This window comes from Caballeronia sp. INML1, assembly GCF_023631085.1.
Lineage (GTDB): Bacteria > Pseudomonadota > Gammaproteobacteria > Burkholderiales > Burkholderiaceae > Caballeronia > Caballeronia turbans.
Genome location: NZ_JALQDT010000001.1, coordinates 1 through 13,570, shown reverse-complemented (window position 1 = coordinate 13,570; position 13,570 = coordinate 1). Strand labels below are relative to the sequence as shown.

15 protein-coding genes and 1 tRNA gene are annotated in these 13,570 nt (G+C 56.4%); 8 read left to right on the top strand and 8 right to left on the bottom strand.

Going from position 1 to position 13,570, the window contains the following annotated elements; all coding sequences use genetic code 11:
• Positions 1 to 311: 311 nt before the first annotated feature.
• Positions 312 to 1,700 (top strand): tRNA uridine-5-carboxymethylaminomethyl(34) synthesis GTPase MnmE, encoded by a 1,389-nt coding sequence (gene mnmE / locus NCR38_RS00080; RefSeq protein WP_061116699.1) that lies wholly within the window; start codon positions 312 to 314, stop codon positions 1,698 to 1,700.
• Between the two features lie 168 nt (positions 1,701 to 1,868).
• Here the strand turns inward: mnmE and NCR38_RS00075 are convergent, their stop codons facing one another.
• Complete coding sequence (locus NCR38_RS00075; protein ID WP_061116924.1) at positions 1,869 to 2,105, bottom strand: hypothetical protein; 237 nt, start codon at positions 2,103 to 2,105, stop codon at positions 1,869 to 1,871.
• 469 nt (positions 2,106 to 2,574) lie between these two features.
• On the opposite strand from NCR38_RS00075, the gene NCR38_RS00070 reads away from it, so the two are divergent.
• Complete coding sequence (locus NCR38_RS00070; RefSeq protein ID WP_250476120.1) at positions 2,575 to 3,711, top strand: sensor histidine kinase KdpD; 1,137 nt, start codon at positions 2,575 to 2,577, stop codon at positions 3,709 to 3,711.
• 95 nt (positions 3,712 to 3,806) lie between these two features.
• Here the strand turns inward: NCR38_RS00070 and NCR38_RS00065 are convergent, their stop codons facing one another.
• Positions 3,807 to 4,277, bottom strand: a complete 471-nt coding sequence (locus tag NCR38_RS00065; RefSeq protein ID WP_061116923.1) for an SgcJ/EcaC family oxidoreductase — start codon at positions 4,275 to 4,277, stop codon at positions 3,807 to 3,809.
• Positions 4,274 to 4,900, bottom strand: coding sequence for a LysE family translocator (locus tag NCR38_RS00060; protein WP_061116697.1), 627 nt, complete (start codon positions 4,898 to 4,900; stop codon positions 4,274 to 4,276). The genes NCR38_RS00065 and NCR38_RS00060 overlap by 4 nt, the downstream gene beginning before the upstream one ends.
• Before the next feature lie 400 nt (positions 4,901 to 5,300).
• Here NCR38_RS00060 and sap1 point away from each other — a divergent pair, with 400 nt between their 5' ends.
• The gene (gene sap1 / locus NCR38_RS00055; protein WP_061116696.1) at positions 5,301 to 5,645 is read left to right on the top strand and encodes a surface attachment protein Sap1; all 345 of its coding nucleotides are present in this window, start codon (positions 5,301 to 5,303) and stop codon (positions 5,643 to 5,645) included.
• 260 nt (positions 5,646 to 5,905) lie between these two features.
• On the top strand, positions 5,906 to 6,457 hold the full coding sequence (locus tag NCR38_RS00050) for a YaeQ family protein (protein WP_061116695.1): 552 nt from the start codon (positions 5,906 to 5,908) through the stop codon (positions 6,455 to 6,457).
• 10 nt (positions 6,458 to 6,467) lie between these two features.
• Here NCR38_RS00050 and NCR38_RS00045 read toward each other — a convergent pair whose 3' ends face one another.
• Together NCR38_RS00045 and NCR38_RS00040 are read right to left on the bottom strand one after the other, a co-directional pair.
• On the bottom strand, positions 6,468 to 6,875 hold the full coding sequence (locus tag NCR38_RS00045) for a VOC family protein (protein ID WP_061116694.1): 408 nt from the start codon (positions 6,873 to 6,875) through the stop codon (positions 6,468 to 6,470).
• Positions 6,876 to 6,986: 111 nt separating this feature from the next.
• Positions 6,987 to 7,062: transfer RNA gene (locus NCR38_RS00040), tRNA-Ala, on the bottom strand.
• A gap of 86 nt (positions 7,063 to 7,148) precedes the next feature.
• Here NCR38_RS00040 and NCR38_RS00035 point away from each other — a divergent pair.
• Positions 7,149 to 8,132 (top strand): site-specific integrase, encoded by a 984-nt coding sequence (locus NCR38_RS00035; RefSeq protein ID WP_250476119.1) that lies wholly within the window; start codon positions 7,149 to 7,151, stop codon positions 8,130 to 8,132.
• A 72-nt stretch (positions 8,133 to 8,204) separates the two neighbouring features.
• Here NCR38_RS00035 and NCR38_RS00030 read toward each other — a convergent pair whose 3' ends face one another.
• Positions 8,205 to 8,510, bottom strand: coding sequence for a hypothetical protein (locus tag NCR38_RS00030; RefSeq protein ID WP_250476118.1), 306 nt, complete (start codon positions 8,508 to 8,510; stop codon positions 8,205 to 8,207).
• Between the two features lie 421 nt (positions 8,511 to 8,931).
• Here NCR38_RS00030 and NCR38_RS00025 point away from each other — a divergent pair, with 421 nt between their 5' ends.
• From NCR38_RS00025 to NCR38_RS00015, 3 genes are read left to right on the top strand one after another with little or no spacing between them, the layout of a single operon-like run.
• On the top strand, positions 8,932 to 9,837 hold the full coding sequence (locus NCR38_RS00025; protein ID WP_250476117.1) for a pentapeptide repeat-containing protein: 906 nt from the start codon (positions 8,932 to 8,934) through the stop codon (positions 9,835 to 9,837).
• Positions 9,834 to 10,451, top strand: coding sequence for a nucleotidyltransferase domain-containing protein (locus tag NCR38_RS00020; RefSeq protein WP_250476116.1), 618 nt, complete (start codon positions 9,834 to 9,836; stop codon positions 10,449 to 10,451). The genes NCR38_RS00025 and NCR38_RS00020 overlap by 4 nt, the downstream gene beginning before the upstream one ends.
• Positions 10,452 to 10,751 (top strand): hypothetical protein, encoded by a 300-nt coding sequence (locus tag NCR38_RS00015; RefSeq protein WP_250476115.1) that lies wholly within the window; start codon positions 10,452 to 10,454, stop codon positions 10,749 to 10,751.
• 84 nt (positions 10,752 to 10,835) lie between these two features.
• On the opposite strand, the gene NCR38_RS00010 is transcribed toward NCR38_RS00015, so the two are convergent.
• Positions 10,836 to 11,771, bottom strand: coding sequence for a hypothetical protein (locus NCR38_RS00010; protein WP_250476114.1), 936 nt, complete (start codon positions 11,769 to 11,771; stop codon positions 10,836 to 10,838).
• Between the two features lie 536 nt (positions 11,772 to 12,307).
• Entirely contained in the window at positions 12,308 to 12,724 is a 417-nt protein-coding gene (locus NCR38_RS00005; protein WP_250476113.1) for a hypothetical protein, read from the bottom strand.
• Between the last annotated feature and the right edge of the window lie 846 nt (positions 12,725 to 13,570).

Here is a 13,570-nt window from a genome sequence, read left to right as displayed (position 1 = left end):
GGCTGGATTGTGCGAGGCAATCGCTGCTTACCAGTCAACCATCCGGGCTAGATTTGGCGCGACTCCGCGTGCTTTTATCTTGAATACGCACGCGAGTTGACTGCTATGTGGCAACAAATTTCCGGCGCAACGTGAGCTTCCGTATGCCTCATCCGTCAGACGGCGTGAAAGTTTCCGTTTCAGCCTCAGTGTAACTTTTTATCTCAAAAGGGCTAACACTCCCGGTGTTGCTGCGCGAGGGCGCGAGAGGCTCCATCCGTACCCCGCGATACAATGCCCGCACTTCGAAACCATCCGACGACACGACCGACATGCTGAGCAACGACACCGATCCGATCGTCGCAATCGCCACCGCGCCCGGGCGGGGCGGAATCGGCGTGGTGCGTCTGTCGTTCGGTCGTGCGGGCGAGGCTGCCGCGCAAAAGGCGATGCACGCTTTATGCGGTCAGGGGCTGGCGGCGCGTCACGCGAGCTATGTGCCGTTCATCGACGGCAACGGCGAAGCCCTCGATCGCGGCATCGCGCTCTATTTCCCCGCGCCGCATTCCTACACGGGCGAGCACGTACTGGAACTGCAAGGCCACGGCGGCCCGATCGTGCTGCAACTGGTGCTGCAACGGGCGCTCGAAGCCGGCCGCGAATTCGGCCTGCGGCTCGCCGAGCCCGGCGAATTCACGCGACGCGCGTTTCTCAACGACAAGCTCGATCTCGCCCAGGCAGAAGCCGTCGCCGATCTGATCGAAGCCAGTACGGAAGCCGCCGCGCGCTCGGCCGGCCGCTCGCTGGAAGGCGCGTTCTCGCGCGAAATCCATGCGCTCGTCGAAGACGTGATCAATCTGCGCATGCTCGTCGAGGCGACGCTGGATTTTCCCGAAGAAGAGATCGACTTTCTCGAAGCAGCCGATGCGCGCGGCAAACTCGCACGCATCCGGCAGCGGCTCGACACCGTGCTCGCCGACGCGCGGCAGGGCGCGCTTCTGCGCGAAGGCTTGTCGGTTGTGCTCGCGGGTCAGCCGAACGTGGGCAAGTCGTCGCTGTTGAACGCGCTCGCGGGCGCGGAACTCGCGATCGTCACGCCTATCGCCGGGACGACGCGCGACAAGGTCGCGCAGACGATTCAGGTCGAAGGCATACCGCTTCATATCATCGATACGGCTGGACTGCGCGAGACGCAGGACGAAGTGGAGCGGATCGGCATCGAGCGCACTTGGGGAGAGATCGAGCGCGCCGATGTCGTACTGCATCTGCTGGATGCGCGCGAAGGCTTGACGCCGGAAGACCAGGCCATCGCGGCGCGCTTTCCGGCGGGCGTGCCCGTCGTGCGAGTGCTGAACAAGACGGATCTCGCGGGCGCGCCGTCCGCGGCACATGAGGGTGAAGGTCACGCGCGCGAGGTCAACCTGTCGGCGAAAACCGGCGACGGCATCTCGCTGCTGCGCGATGAACTGTTGAAAATCGCAGGCTGGCAGGCGGGCGCGGAAAGCGTGTATCTGGCGCGCGAGCGTCACTTGATCGCACTGCGCGAGGCGCGCGATCACCTCGGATTTGCCGCCGGACATGCCGACCAGCACTCGCAGGTGCTCGATCTGTTCGCGGAAGAGTTGCGGCTCGCGCAGGACAATCTCAACTCGATCACGGGGGAGTTCACGTCCGACGACTTGTTGGGTGTGATCTTCAGCCGCTTCTGCATTGGCAAGTAGCCCTGCTGTCGTGCACGGCGACGATGTCTGAAACTATCCCTCACATTCAGCGACCGCCTGACGATGCGTTGCGGACCGTCGAACGCGGCCGTATCGCGCGCGGCGCCTTTGTCTGTTCTCGACGCCGGTGTCGCGGCGCGCTGAGCACCCAGAACAGCTAACGCGAGTTCAGTCCGCAGGGCCCAACAAGACGTCGATTGCAGCCTGTCCTGCAACTTCTCCGACGAGATACGCCCATCGCTCCGTAAAAGGGCCGTTACGCAGTCTTACGCGATCCGCCCGTGCCCCGAGTACCTCGATGTTCTCGGCGCCTTTGATCTGGACGATCACGTCAAACAGGTCCTGCGCAGAAGGAGTGAGCTCGACATGAATCTCAAAACCTCGGTACTCGATCGTCCGCTTCATAAAACCTCCCATTTGGCAGCGGAGACTAGCACGGAAGGCGTCGTCGACCGGACGGTCGCGGAGAACGCAAGTCCCGCCACCGAAGGAGATAGACACGAGCCAGACGCAACCTGGCGTTCCAGCTGCGCCGCGAAGGCTTCGGGGATTGGCCTTATGACCTTCCCATGAAAAACCAGGCGCGTTCCAAGCCGATTATGGGCTTCTTTTTTGCTCTGGACCTTGCAGGTATTCCGATGCAGATTCGTCAGGCTCTCGCTTTTTCTTTACTATGAAGCAGCGCACTCCCTCGACGCCGCGCCACACAATCGACGTCCTCGAATACCTTGACTGACTGCTCCATCGAGGCTCACGATTTTCGTGCGGGCGCACCGGTCTGGCTTTCCGCGGTGAAGAACGGCGAGTTCTGGAACCGAAGGGCCGCACCAGATCTCGTAGTTCGGCTACCGGCATCCACCGTGCAGGAGGCGCCATGCTTCACACATTTCTGGCCAATAATCGCGACGAACTGATATCGCGATGCAGGATCAAAGTCGCGCAACGGCCAGCGCGCGGCGCTTCCGTGCTGCAACTCGAAAACGGCGTTCCGCTGTTCCTCGAACAGCTGATAGAAACGTTGAGAATCGAGCAAACGGACCGCCCCGCAGACAGCGTCATCGTGTCAGGCTCGTCGGGAGGCAACTCCGGCCGATCGGAGATTGGCGAGGCCGCAGCCCGGCACGGACACGAGTTGCTACGGCTGGGGTACACGGTCGACCAGGTCGTCCATGATTACGGAGACCTGTGTCAGGCCATCACGGACCTGGCACATGAACGCGATGCCCCGTTTTCGATCGACGAATTCCGCACGCTGAACCGCTGCCTGGACAACGCGATCGCCGACGCTGTGACTGAATTCAGTTATCAACGCGATTTCAACATGGCCACTCAGCACGCACTGGAAGAAGGCGAACGCATGGGATCGTTCGCGCACGAGCTTCGCAACTTCCTGCACACGGCGACTCTCGCATTCGCCGCCGCGAAGGCCGGGAACTTGCCTTTGTTCGGTGCTACGGGCGCCGTTCTGGAGCGCAGTCTGGCGGGCTTGGGGAAACTCATTGAGCATTCGATCGAAGACGCTCGCAAACCCTCTGGCGATGCCGCGAAGTGGACGCTGTTTTCACTTTCGGACTTCATAAACGAAACGAAGCACGCGGCAAATCTGGCCGCACAACTACGCGGATGCGGCTTTGTCTTAACGCCAGTCGATGCCCGGCTCGCTGTCAGCGGCAATCGCGACCTGCTTTATTCGGCGCTCGGCAATCTCATACAAAACGCGATCAAATTTACGCGACCACATTCCGAAGTCACCCTGAACGCATATGCCATCGCCGACAAGATTCTTATCGAAGTGAAGGATCATGGCGGCGGTCTCCCGCCGGGCAAAGCAGAGCAGATGTTTCTGCCGTTTACGCAGTTCGGAGCGGATAAATCGGGGCTTGGGCTGGGACTGTCCATTGCACGCCGGAGCGTCGAGCTGAATGACGGTGTTCTGAGCGTGCGCGATATTCCGGGCGTCGGATGCATATTCACGATCAGTCTGCCGCGGCATACGTTGATGAAGAAATAAGCTTCTGAGCCTAACTGAACGACCGCGCGGACCGTGAAGCGACATGCGCCAAAGCCAGCGGGGGCCCAAACCGACTTCTCTCTTCAACAGGCAATTCACGCGCCCGCGGGTTTGCCGAGTGCGCGAAGTTCCGCGTTAAGTTTCTCGGCTTCCTCCGGCCGTCCGTGAAACGCCGCCGGCGTGTTCTGGAACATTTCGATCAGATAAACACCGTCGGTGAGCGACAGCACCATCGTCTGAATCGCACTCAGGCTCGGTTCGAGTTCCGTGGCACCGCGCGGCCACATCCCGGCGACGGCGCGCAACAGCAGCGTTTGACCGTTTGCCATGCGCCTCACCTCGCGCACTTTCGCGACGAAGCGCGGTGTGGGATGCCGGGCGAAGATCGGCTGAAGATGCGCCTCGATGCTCGCACGCCCATCAATAGCGCTGCCGTCGAAGCCGACCATGCTGCCGCGCTCGGTAAACCGCGCGGCCATCGCGACCGCGTCCTGCCTGTTCCAGTCGTCGAGCAGGCCGTAGTACACGCGCCGCGCATTCGCGGTCCAATCGTCGGGCTGACTCACGTTGCCTTCTTCCACGCCGCCGCGAAAACGCCCGCGCCCATCAGCAGCGCGCCGCCCGTGCGGTTCACGGCGCGCTGCACGGAAGCCTTGCGAATCGCCTTGCGTGCTCCCGACGCGAGCAGCGCGTACGCGAATGCGTTGGCCGCCGCGAGGCCGACGAAGGTCGCTTCGAGAATCGCGATCTGGGACACACTCGCCGTATGCGGATCGACGAATTGCGGTACGAACGCGACAAAAAAGATGATGCTCTTCGGATTCAGCGTGGTGACAGCGTAGGCGTGCGCCATGATGCGGCTCGTGCGCAGGTCGCCGGTGGGCTGGACGGCGTCCGCATCGACGACGGGCGCGTTCCACAACTTGATGCCGAGGTAGACGAGATACGCCGCGCCGATCCACTTCACCACCATGAACAATTCAGCCGATGCCGCCAGCAGCACGCCGAGCCCGAGCATCGACGCGGTCATCGCGGTAAGGTCGCCGAGCGCGACGCCGAGGGTCGTCGCAAAGGCGTACTTGCGGCCGTGGCCGAGCGCGTAGGACACGACGAGCAGCACGGTCGGGCCGGGAATCGCGACGAGAATCGCCGACGCGATCGCGAACGGCAGCCATTGGGCGAGGGTCATCCTTGTTCTCCTGAGTTCGATGCGTCGATTTATCCATGAACGCGGATCGCTTGCAAGAGGCCGTTCGGCCAGCTTGACGTCGCCCGCCACGCCGATCGTGAACTGTCGGGCACACCTCACCCGTGTTTAATGCGCCGCACCAAAAAACGCGCGGAAGCAAATTGCGACACTTTCGCGACTCCAAATGTGGGCTTTCATTCTCCTGAAAGCGTAAATTCGACGATTTTTTTTTAATCCGCGATTTGCTCGCGTCGCCGTATAGACCTGCGACATTCTGACTTGTTGCAGCCGCACACAACATATGCTTGCAAGTTAGGCTGACTCATCTAGCATGAGTCTTGCGGTTATCCGCTTTTAAATACATAGCTAATTGCGAAACGGCTTCGTTAGGAGGCTATACATGCAGAAACGCGCCGGTGCTCTTTTTGCGATGATGGGTTTGTTCGCAGTCGTTTCCGCAGTGCAGGCTCAAGACAGCGTCATACAGGCTCAGCAGACCTTCACGTTCCGTCCCAATTCGTATGGCTGCTTGTCCAAAGACAAGTTCGATTCGGCCGACCAGCATGCGAGAGCCGGCGAGCATCAGAAAATGCAGCAATTTTTCGAGGGATTCGAATGTATTTCGACTCCGGTCGATTCGCATTTTCGCGTGATTCGCGTGGTGGGCCATGACGTCGAATTCGTCAACGCCGCCAATAGCGACACGCAAGGAATGTGGACCGCGGATCGGTTCATCGATCAATAAGCGTTTTTCGCGTTTCCCGTGCCTGCAGTCCGGCGCGATTTCTAATCGCGTCGGCGCTTCGATTTTCCCGCGAATAATCGTTGGACGTAATTCGACGCTGCATTCGTGCGCATCGCTCTGCGCCGCGCTCTCGAGCGCGCGTCTCCGGCTGCCTTCCACATTTCCATCGATTCGCCGCACAATATCGGTTTCGCGCGCCCATCAACGGAGCGTTCCGATATTCCTTTTTCGCCGGCCAAAAAACCGGCGCCTCATGCTGAATGGCTCTCAAATCCACGATTTACAAGGCCGACCTTCAAGTTGCCGACATGGACCGCCACTACTACGGCGATCATTCCCTGACTATTGCACGCCATCCATCGGAGACCGACGAGCGAATGATGGTTCGCGTCGCCGCCTTCGGGCTGTTCGCCGACGAGCGACTCGAATTCTGCAAAGGCCTCTCGGATACCGACGAACCCGATCTCTGGCAGAAAGATCTCACCGGCCAGATTCAAGCCTGGATCGAGGTCGGCCAGCCCGACGAACGGCGCATTTCGAAAGCGAGCGGGCGCTCGGAGCGCGTGATCGTCATCGCTTATGCCGGCAAGACCGCTGACATCTGGTGGAACGGCGTGAAGGGTAAGGTCGAGCGGCTACAGAACGTGACCGTGTGGTCCCTCGCCGATGGCGTCGCCGAAGCGCTCGGCAGGCTGGCCGAACGGACGATGCGTTTGCAATTGATGGTGCAGGACGGGGACGTGACGCTGAGCAGCGAGACCGTCGATCCGGTTGCGATTCGTTGGAACGTGCTCAAGGCGGGGTCGGCCTGAAGGTCGACGTTCAGGCTTCCGGCGGACCTTTGAGCTCCACCATGTTGCCTTCGGGATCGAACAGATAGAGAGACGGGCCGAAACCTTCGGCACCATAGCGCCGTGCGTTTTCCCCGATGCGCGCGCCGTGCTTTTCAAGATGCGCGCGTAACGCATCCGCATCGAACGGCTCGACGCGCACGCAAAGATGATCCATGTTGCGGCCTTTGCCGGGCTGGCCGCTCTCGGGCCGATCGATCTTCGCACCGACGGCCAGTAGATCGATCAGCGAACGGCCCGCGCGCATTTGCACGAGGCCCAGATCGCGCTGTTCTTTCTCCACTGGACAGCCCAGCACGGTGCGATAGAAATTCACCATGTTGTCGAGATCGGCGCAGCGGATCACGACGTGATCGATTCCGCGGATGTTGAAGTGCATGTCGCCCTCGCACAGTCGATGTGAGATTGAGTCTAGCGCGAATGGGGAAGGAGGCGGGTGGGGGAACAAATGGAAAAGGGCTTGGCGTTCAAGCCGAGCCCTTTGGATTCGTGGTGGAGAGGAGGAGGATCGAACTCCCGACCTTCGCATTGCGAACGCGACGCTCTCCCAGCTGAGCTACCCCCCCAACGAAGCATGGAATCAAGGGGTTAGCGCAAGTTGCCCCCGTTTGTCACATTGGTTTGTCACCCCGCTGTCACCCTTGGAGAAGTGATGGCAACCATTCGTCAACGCAACGACCGCTGGCAGGCGATCGTGAAACGCACCGGCTACCCGACCCAATCAAAAACTTTCACGCTCAAGAAAGACGCAGAAAAGTGGGCACGACTGCAGGAACGCCTCATCGACGCCGGGGAGTGGATCGATACCACTGTTCGAGAGCGCCAGACGACCCTCGGAGAACTCCTCGACCGATATGCGAAGGAAGTCAGTAATAGCAAGCGAGGGAGCCGCGCCGAAATCTACAGAATTGAAACGCTCAAGAAACACGGCCTAGCAAAGCACGCCATTGCGACAATTACCCCGCAAATGATCGCATCGTGGCGAGATGCCCGCCTAAGAGAGGTCTCCTCTGGAACGGCATTGCGGGAACTCCAACTCCTTGGGCACGTTTTCACGATGGCAATCCGCGAGTGGGGCATCCCAATTTCCAAGAACCCTGTCAGCCTAATCAGAAAGCCACCTGCCGGAAAACCCCGTGACCGTGTGCTGACCACATCAGAAAGGACCGCGCTTGTTTCCGCCTGCAGTCAATGCCGGAATCCATGGATCAAGCCGGTCGTGGTCTTTGCCTTGGAAACCGCTGCTCGACGCGGAGAAATCCTCGCACTGCGATGGAAAGATGTGGACTTGTCGCACCGAACCGCGATGTTGCATGTGACGAAAACCGGTCAAGCGAGACGAATTCCTCTGTCGCCTTCGTGCGTCAAGATGCTGGAATCGCTACCGCGCAGCGTTCACGGAACGGTCTTTCCTCTTTCGATCGAAGCGTTGAAGCAAGCTTATGAACGAGCGGTTGCCCGGGCCGGGATCAGCGACTTCACGTTCCACGACCTGAGACACGATTCACTTACAAGGCTGGCAAAACAGGGCCTCTCGGTTCTGGAACTTCGAGCCATATCAGGCCACACAACGGCCAACATGCTGCAACGGTATGTGTCAATCGACGCTGGCGAATTGGCGATGAAGCTCGGCTAATCAAGAAGAACACTCTGCACGGTCACTGCGCCTTTCGCCGTCCGGTGGCGGATTTGACGAGGTTGCGCCTCGTTAGGTCTCGTCGTCGGGCGGCTGCGTGGTGAAGTCGATACTGATGATGAAGGAGGACCGCCGATGCGGGGTCGTGAATGCGAAATGGCACCAAGCCAAGCGGCTCGATGCAGCTAGAGTTAGCAACTCATGGAACCGGTCCTCCGTCATGTCAATGACCCCCTGAAACTCGGGTTTGACCGATATGAAGACGCCTACGTTGGGTACTTCGACATTCCCCAGCTCCTGCTTCTCAGTTGGCGAGACCTGAATCAGGAATCGGGTGACCTCGCCGACTGGTTCTGTGAACTCCCCTTCGATCAGCACGGTTGCGCTGCTCTCTCGCACCGGAGACCGCCCCCGGGGCCTGTCCGCATGTTGCCGCAGGCTTGCATGCCAATTTGTGACGCGTCCGTATCGGCTTAACAACTCCCGCCGCCGAATGTGCTGTTTTTTCGTCTGGCGCATGATTTCTTGCCGAGGAAATAAAACCGCCGCTTGTTGCAGGACCGCAAGCCGTTTGCATAACTGTCACATAATTTCGCGGTTTTGCGCGGTCACCGGGCGCTGCCTCGGGCCCATGTTCTGAGTAATCCCGAGCCACCAGCCCGCGCTGTTTCAGGCCGTCCCCGTGAAGCGTCGTTGGAATGATAGACTTGACGGCTTGCAAGCTGCAGCGCAGATACGCCTTGCTTTATGGCTTGCTCATCATAGATGAATCGGTACGTTCAGCGGCGCTAACCAAAAAATGGAAATTCCGAGTTCAACTCCCGAAAGCGGGTCAAGCGATCTCAAGCACTTACCCTCGCATGTGCCGCAACTTCCTGCGCCCAAAGACGTTTTGCAGAAAGGTAACCGGGAGGTGATCACCGACCATTACTTCGCGGCTAATGTCGAAAAGGAAGCGAAGCGCTTCAGGTATAAGGTATTTGTAAGATTAAATGCCAAGGAAATAGCTTTCAAAAGAGTTTCATTCGAGCATTGCGTCTTTGATGGATGTTACTTGAACACCTGTGTATTTGACACGTGCGACTTCACTGGATGCCGATTTATCGGATCGAACTTTCATCAAACGGCGTTCATCGGCTGCAAGTTTGACTATGCAACGTTTGAGCGTTGCCACATTGACCACGACATCCTTCGTAGTGAAGCGCCTCGCGCAGAAAATCTCCGGATGCGATTTGCGCGATCTTTGAGGATGAATTACCAGCAAGTCGGCGACGCCAAAGCAGTCAATCAAGCGATATCGCTTGAGCTGCAGGCAACCTCGACATACCTGCTCAAGTCGTGGTCCTCAAAGGAAAGTTATTATCAGAAAAAGTTTGGCGGCTGGAAACGGTTCCCGCAGCTCGTAAAATGGGCCGATTTTTGGATTCTCGATTTCATTTGGGGAAACGGTGAAAGCGTTTGGAACCTGTTGCGCACTATCATGCTCGTTCTGGTCCTCGTCGCTGTCTACGATACCGCTCGTAATGGCAGCTTGCTGCATGTAGACGATATACTCACCGCATTATGTAACGCACCTGGAGAGTTTCTCGGCATAATCCCGCCACGAAACTTTTCGCCGCTATTCTTGGACTGCATCGTTGCAAGTCGCTTTGTAACGATTGCATTGTTGACAGCAATGTTAGTTAAGAGATTCGGCCGAAGATGAGAAAGCATTTCTACGCATTCGGATCGATCTGTCGGGGGGAAATGGACCGTGGATCTGACATTGATTTGCTTGCCTGCACTGATGAACGGCAACCCGTGATCGACCCACAGAAATTTTCGATCTATACCTACGATCGTCTTGAAGCCCTCTGGCGTGAAGGCAACCCTTTTGCATGGCATTTGCATTACGAGTCCGCTTTGATTTTCTCATCCGACGGCATCGACTTTCTTAAACAGCTCGGGGAGCCGTCGGAATATCAAAAAGCGCTTCAGGATTGTGCGAAATTTAAGCGTTTGTTCGATGAATCGGCCAATGCGTTCGTCTACTCGCGTAACAGCCAGACGTTTCACCTGTCTTGTATGTTTCTAGCAATACGTAATTTTTCGACATGTTATTCGTTCCTACTTGGAAAACCCATTTTTTCGCGAAACTCGCCAATGCTGGTCAGTCCAGCTGCACCCTTAGAAAGGGAACAATTTGAGATTTTTGCGAAAGCGAGGATCTTGTCCACACGCGGTTATGGTCAAAGATTAAACGAGTGCGAACTTGAAGACGCACGGAAATCCCTTGATAATATTCGTGACTGGATGAAATCCTTTAATGTGAGTATTTAAATGACTGAATTTAATAATCGCATTGCGGCTCAACGTGAAATATTAGAGATAGTGAACGGTACTCGATGGAATGAGGAGCTGTATGGGCTATCTAGCGGGGCCATTGAACGGTGGCTAAATAGCAACAAGCTTTCCGCTGAATCGCGGTTGCCCGTGCTTATCGAAAAAGCGGCAGAGACGTTATTTTTTTTGTCGACTAAGAGCCAAGAACAGATTACGCAAGAATATAGTAATCTCTCACTTCAGGTTGCGAAGATTTCTAATGAAATTCGTCTAGAGGTACTTGCGTTACGCACGTAAAACCCGCGTAGCGTGGTTGATCGCCTTGAGGACTGTCGTAGATGGGCCTGTCGACCGACGATCATCCCGGTCTTTGTAAGGCAGTCAGGCTGCTTCCACTTCTCTATCGTTGGCGGCATCGCCATAAGGCTGGCTGATGAACGCCTCCAAAGCTTCCACGATCTCAGGATTGTCCTCCATGGATTTCAACAAGTCTCCGAGGCAGACGTATCCAGCTTTCGTTACGGTGACGTTGTAGAACCACGAACGAATTAGCTGCCCAAGTTGACTTCCGGTGTACTCACCCGGTACTACTGCCTTTCGCTGATTCTCTCTAACGGCTTTGGCAAGTTCCGACAAGCTGCGGGCAACCTGCGGCTCCCTGTCGAGCTCCTGCCTCCGCACCGTCTGCTCTGAACTTGCGAAATCCTGCGCGGCCTTGTCTTTCAATTGGAACTCGCCAATGCTGACAGCACGTAGCTTTAGCACGATCTGAAGGGGAACCTCGCTACCTGCGATCCGGATGCAGAGGTCATACCATGGGAGACCCGTGGGAATAGTGTTGCGCTGACGGTACTTGTAAATCTTCCCGTCAATTGAGACTCCATCGGGGAAGAAGACTGTAGGTTGGTTCGCGGCAGGCGTGTCGCCTCGGATTTGCTCTTTGACAATCCGCTTGATATCGGTTCCTTTCTTGAGTGTCGCCGGGGAATAACCGTGCTGACGAAGAATGCCAGACACGAAAGCAAGTTGAGCCTTTGTCAGATCCTTCGAAATAAGCTTTGGGTTGAAGCCGGTCCTGCCACTACGCGCCTCGACCGCAGAGACCAATCTTTCATTAGACTGCGCAGCCAGTTCCGGGTTTTCACATAGCGCTTCGGCAAGCTTGGTCGGCCAGTCAGGGAAGTTGCTGGCAGGAACGATTGAGACTCTCGCCACTAGGTTGACGCCGTTCAACGCTTCAGCTTCGACAAGCCTTTCAGTGGCCTTAGTCGCTTCACTACAGACCGATTGGGCAATCTTGAACGTGTTGCTTGACATGGTGTGACGTTACTTTGGTGAAGGGTCGTGGGTTGCCTGAAGTCGTTCGCCCCACTTTTCCCGTGGATTCCACGTATTTGGAGACCCTAGGTATCATGGTTTTCATGGACTCGTTAAGAGGGCTGCTATAAGGAAAACTGTTACCGGATATACAAAATAGATTGACCTATAGGTGGATATCTCTTAAGCGAGGCCATTGCCGGATGCGGAATACGATAGCCCCGTTAGGGGTGTCTAGAAGGTGAAGGCCATCGAAGGATATACCGAGGATAGACTAGAGCTAATAGGAAAATGTATCCGGTGAAAATGGTCATCAATAAAGGTGTTATAACTGGTCTAGGATTGACAGTGAGCTCAGGTCGCAAGGGGGCGGGGAACGTACAGTAAGCCATAAACCGTTGTCTTTCGTCGGTCTATTTCTCGGATAGCTTCTGCAGCATGGTCATAAAAGCTTGTACGGTCTTCTCGTCAGTTTCTCCTTCGAAAGCCTCGTATCTAGGGGCTTTCAGAGCTTTCCACTTAGGTACAACACGACATTAAAACCAAGAAGGATCGACCAAGATTTCGACATCATGCGTCTCTCTGGCGTGTTTCTCATAGGCCCGTGCTTGACGGTCCAGGTAGCCTCCGAGGTTCCTCAGGCTCTGTTCGATGGTCTCCCCGTATTCCTTCTCCATAAGCTCCATGTACGCCACTTCATAAGGGGTTGGCTCACGGTCCCAAGCTCCACCGGGGTGTCGATTAGCGGGCTTGTGGCTTCGCTCATGATCGGGATTGAAGTAGCTGCCTTTTCCTCGGTTCACCGTTGCCGGTAGGGGGCCAAGATTTGCGAAGGTGTGAAGTCCACTTGCTACGTGCTCATCGTTCCCATTCTTGGCGACCTTCGCTATCAAGTGGTCACCATTCTGCTTGTATTTTCCCCTGCCAAACAGACCGGCATAGACCGCTTGCATGGCCTTCCGCTCTCTTTCATACCAAGCGTGCATCTGCTTCGCTCCCGTTGCCTCTCGCCAGTCTTGAGCCGCGGTTGACTCCCTGCTGGACCCCGGGTTGGCTCGGTTCCATTTCCGCGTAGCATCGCTGTGTTTCTTCCGTAGCTCAGGGTGTTGGCGGCGTTCCTTCGTCCTTCTCTTGTCTCGCTGCTTTGTACAGAGCACACATTTGGTATCGCTGACGTAGTGCATGCGTTTCTTGCCACACGTTTTACAGAAGAATCTGAACTGATCCGATCCATTCTTACTAGCCTTGGCTGCTGCTGCTTTTCTGCTTACCTCTTGCTTCATCTGACCGTCCCCAGTGGGTTCTCTACGATACCGTCAAGAGTCCTCAAGACGAGAGGACTACTAAGCTCCGTTAGGAAGAACTGCCCGCATCGAGCTTGACTAATCGATGGCGCAAGCCCGTTTGAATGCAAGCATAGTTGTGCCGCGTTCCGGCTTCGCTGTCCTCAAATTGCAAAGCAACATTGCATCCGGAGAACCTCAATCTTGCATCAAGATTTGACGGCCTGAGAGAATAACCCTATCATTTTGTAGGATTTACCTTTAAGAATATGGGCAAATATAAATATTACATTGTGCAAAACAGTTCTGTACAAAACAGTGTTGTACAAGATCGGGTGTTGCGCTTTTATGGCGCTTAGATCGTCTCTGGCATTAATTGTGAACTTTCGCCGTTAAGGAACCAAACCGTTTTCGGCGTAAAGGCGCCAGGGACTTTTCGGCGTTTAGGCGCCACAAGTCTTTCGGCATATAGGCGCCGGTAGATTTTCGCCGTAAACGCGCCACTGGCGTCTGAGT

Coding starts and splice junctions, on each gene's coding strand:
- mnmE (WP_061116699.1), top strand. CDS start 312: ATGCTGAGCAACGACACCGATCCGATCGTCGCAATCGCCACCGCGCCC.
- NCR38_RS00075 (WP_061116924.1), bottom strand. CDS start 2,105: ATGAAGCGGACGATCGAGTACCGAGGTTTTGAGATTCATGTCGAGCTC.
- NCR38_RS00070 (WP_250476120.1), top strand. CDS start 2,575: ATGCTTCACACATTTCTGGCCAATAATCGCGACGAACTGATATCGCGA.
- NCR38_RS00060 (WP_061116697.1), bottom strand. CDS start 4,900: ATGACCCTCGCCCAATGGCTGCCGTTCGCGATCGCGTCGGCGATTCTC.
- sap1 (WP_061116696.1), top strand. CDS start 5,301: ATGCAGAAACGCGCCGGTGCTCTTTTTGCGATGATGGGTTTGTTCGCA.
- NCR38_RS00050 (WP_061116695.1), top strand. CDS start 5,906: ATGGCTCTCAAATCCACGATTTACAAGGCCGACCTTCAAGTTGCCGAC.
- NCR38_RS00045 (WP_061116694.1), bottom strand. CDS start 6,875: ATGCACTTCAACATCCGCGGAATCGATCACGTCGTGATCCGCTGCGCC.
- NCR38_RS00035 (WP_250476119.1), top strand. CDS start 7,149: ATGGCAACCATTCGTCAACGCAACGACCGCTGGCAGGCGATCGTGAAA.
- NCR38_RS00025 (WP_250476117.1), top strand. CDS start 8,932: ATGGAAATTCCGAGTTCAACTCCCGAAAGCGGGTCAAGCGATCTCAAG.
- NCR38_RS00020 (WP_250476116.1), top strand. CDS start 9,834: ATGAGAAAGCATTTCTACGCATTCGGATCGATCTGTCGGGGGGAAATG.
- NCR38_RS00015 (WP_250476115.1), top strand. CDS start 10,452: ATGACTGAATTTAATAATCGCATTGCGGCTCAACGTGAAATATTAGAG.
- NCR38_RS00010 (WP_250476114.1), bottom strand. CDS start 11,771: ATGTCAAGCAACACGTTCAAGATTGCCCAATCGGTCTGTAGTGAAGCG.
- NCR38_RS00005 (WP_250476113.1), bottom strand. CDS start 12,724: ATGCAAGCGGTCTATGCCGGTCTGTTTGGCAGGGGAAAATACAAGCAG.